Origin of the sequence: Verrucosispora sp. SN26_14.1 (assembly GCF_004307965.1) — a bacterium.
Lineage (GTDB): Bacteria > Actinomycetota > Actinomycetes > Mycobacteriales > Micromonosporaceae > Micromonospora.
Genome location: NZ_SISL01000663.1, coordinates 1 through 2,411, shown reverse-complemented (window position 1 = coordinate 2,411; position 2,411 = coordinate 1). Strand labels below are relative to the sequence as shown.

Below are 2,411 nucleotides of genomic sequence, written 5' to 3'. Positions count from 1 at the left end.
GGGCCGACCGGCCCGCCGCGCCCGTCACGCTGCGCCGCGCGGAAAAGCTCGCGATCAGTCGGCCACCGGTTGCAGGTGCCGACGTGCCTGCTCCAACGTGCGACGGCTGTTGGTGCCCAGCGAGCGGCGGACCAGGTCCCGGGCGTCGGCGAGGGTCGCCGAGTCGCCGAGCAGCGCGCCGACCCGGTCCGGGCGCAGCACGACCGTGTGGTGCGACGTGGCGACCACACCGTCGCGCTCGGGGCGCAGCGTCCAGGTGCCGGTGTGCGCCGCGAGCAGCGGCGGCAGCACCGTCTGCTTGTAGACGATCCGGTCGGTCGGGAAGCAGACCCGCACCGACCGGGTGGTGTGCACACTGTCGTCCGGCGCGACGGTGTCCATCTCCAGGATCTGCACGCCGGGCTCGTCCTCGGTCAGCTCCACCCGGGCCACGTGTGGCAACCGCTCCCGCCAGCGGTCGGCGTGGTACAGGAAGTCGTACACCTCCGGTGCCGGGGCGGCCACGTACACCTCGTCGGCGAAGGAGAGCAGAGTGCCGTCATCGGCGGACTCCGCCGCCGCGCGCAGCGCCGCCAGCTCGGCGGTGCTGTTGTGCTCGACGGCCCGCGCCACCCAGGCGGCGGCGTCGGGATCGTCGTCCACGACGGAGTAGTCGTGCAGCAGGACGACCCGGGTGCCGCCGTCGAGTTGTTCGAGCAGCCACTCGCCGCCCATCGAGGCCACCGGCGCCGCCGACACCTCCTGCCGGAACGTGATCCGGCCCTCGGCCGGTGTCAGTGTCCGACGCGAGATCCAGGAGCGCACCACCCCGTTGGCGGTGGCCCAGAGCCGCAGCCGTTCACGTTGCTGCGGCCCGTCGTCGTCCCGGTCGAGCAGGTCGACGTGGACGGTGGGAGCGAACGTGTACGGCCAGCGGGTGACGTCGGCGATGATCGGGTACACCGCGTCGACGGGCGCGTTCACGTCGACGGTGTGCCGTGTGGTGTGGACGGTGGGATCGGGCACGGGAGACCTCCTGCCGGCTCGGTCGGGGTACCCGTCGAGCCTCCCGTGCGCCCATCGGCGTCGGGTGGAGCGTCGTTGGAAGAGTCACCGCACCCGTTGCCCGGCACGGAGGACGGCGGCCACCCGCCGCAGCGCACCGGGCTCGACGGTCGGGTCACCGTGCACCGCGAGCAGGTCGGCGTCGTACCCCGGCGCGATCCGGCCGACCCGGTCGGCGAGGCCGCAGACCTGCGCGGCGCCGGAGGTGACCGCCCGGAGCGCGGCCGTGGGCGGGACACCGAGATCCACCATCGCCTCGACCCCGTACGCCAGCGACGACCCGTGGGGCTTGCCCGGCCCGCAGCCGGCGTCGCTGGCGCAGGCGACGGGAACGCCGGAGCCGGCCACCCGACGCAGGGCCGCGTGCACGGCCGCCCGGCGCGGGTCACCGCCGCCACCGCCGCCCCCGTGTCCGACGGTGCCGAGGGTGAGCGTGATCCGGGTCCCGGCCGCCGCCATCCGGGCCAGCAGTGCCGGGTCCGCGTGCACGCCGTCGGCGGTGACGAACGTGCAGTGTTCGATGCCGTCGAAGCCGGCGGAGACCGCGGCGGCGACACCGTCGGCGGCATGGCAGTGCCCGGTGACCGGCAGCCCGTACCGGTGGGACTCCCGCACGACCGCGGCCAACTCCACCGGCCCGAACTGCATCTCGTGCGGCAGCGAACCGGGGGTGAGCTGGCCGCCGGTCACCACGACCTTCACCACGTCGACACCGCGTTCGGCCCGGTGCCGCACCGCGGCGCGGATCGCGTCGACGCCGTCGACCTCCCCGCCGAGGAACCAGCAGTGTCCGCCGTACGACGTGATCGGTGGCCCGGCGACGAGCAGCCGGGGCCCGAGGTGCGGTGCGTCGGCGGTCTCGGCCCGGACCCGGAGCCCCAGGTAACCCCGGTCGCCGAGGTCACGGGCGGTGGTGACACCGGCGTCGAGTGTCGCCGTGGCGGCGGTCCGCATCCGGGCCAGCAGGGTGTCGTCGTCGGCGACGGCGAGACTGCCCATGGTGTCCGGCGTCGCGTCGAAGGCCAGGTGGACGTGGGCGTCGACGAGCCCGGGCAGCAGCGTCGTGTCGCCGAGGTCGACCAGTTCGGCGCCGCGCGGCGGCGGACCGTCCAGGACCGCCTCGATCACGCCGCCGGAGAGGAGCACGGTGGGTCGCGACATCGGCACCGGGCGGACCCCGTCGAACAGTCGCCGTGCCCGTAGCGCGAGCATGTGCCTCCTCCGCGTGCCGCCGGTCGTTGCCGGGGCAGCGTGTCAGCTCGCGCTAGAGGTTCGCCGGAGCCCGGCGCTCACCTGCCGGACGTGTGCCTGCAGACGCACCGAGGCGGCGGCCCGGGCCGCGCCGGCCGCCTGCCGGACGTGGCCTG

The 2,411-nt window shown here is 75.0% G+C and carries 2 protein-coding genes; both read right to left on the bottom strand.

The window, feature by feature from the left end; translation table 11 throughout:
* Nucleotides 1–54: 54 nt before the first annotated feature.
* Nucleotides 55–1,005, bottom strand: coding sequence for an aromatase/cyclase (locus EYA84_RS30585; RefSeq protein WP_131057690.1), 951 nt, complete (start codon nt 1,003–1,005; stop codon nt 55–57).
* 84 nt (nt 1,006–1,089) lie between these two features.
* Nucleotides 1,090–2,256, bottom strand: a complete 1,167-nt coding sequence (locus EYA84_RS30580) for an amidohydrolase family protein (protein ID WP_131057689.1) — start codon at nt 2,254–2,256, stop codon at nt 1,090–1,092.
* Nucleotides 2,257–2,411: the final 155 nt, after the last annotated feature.

Coding starts and splice junctions, on each gene's coding strand:
- EYA84_RS30580 (WP_131057689.1), bottom strand. CDS start 2,256: ATGCTCGCGCTACGGGCACGGCGACTGTTCGACGGGGTCCGCCCGGTG.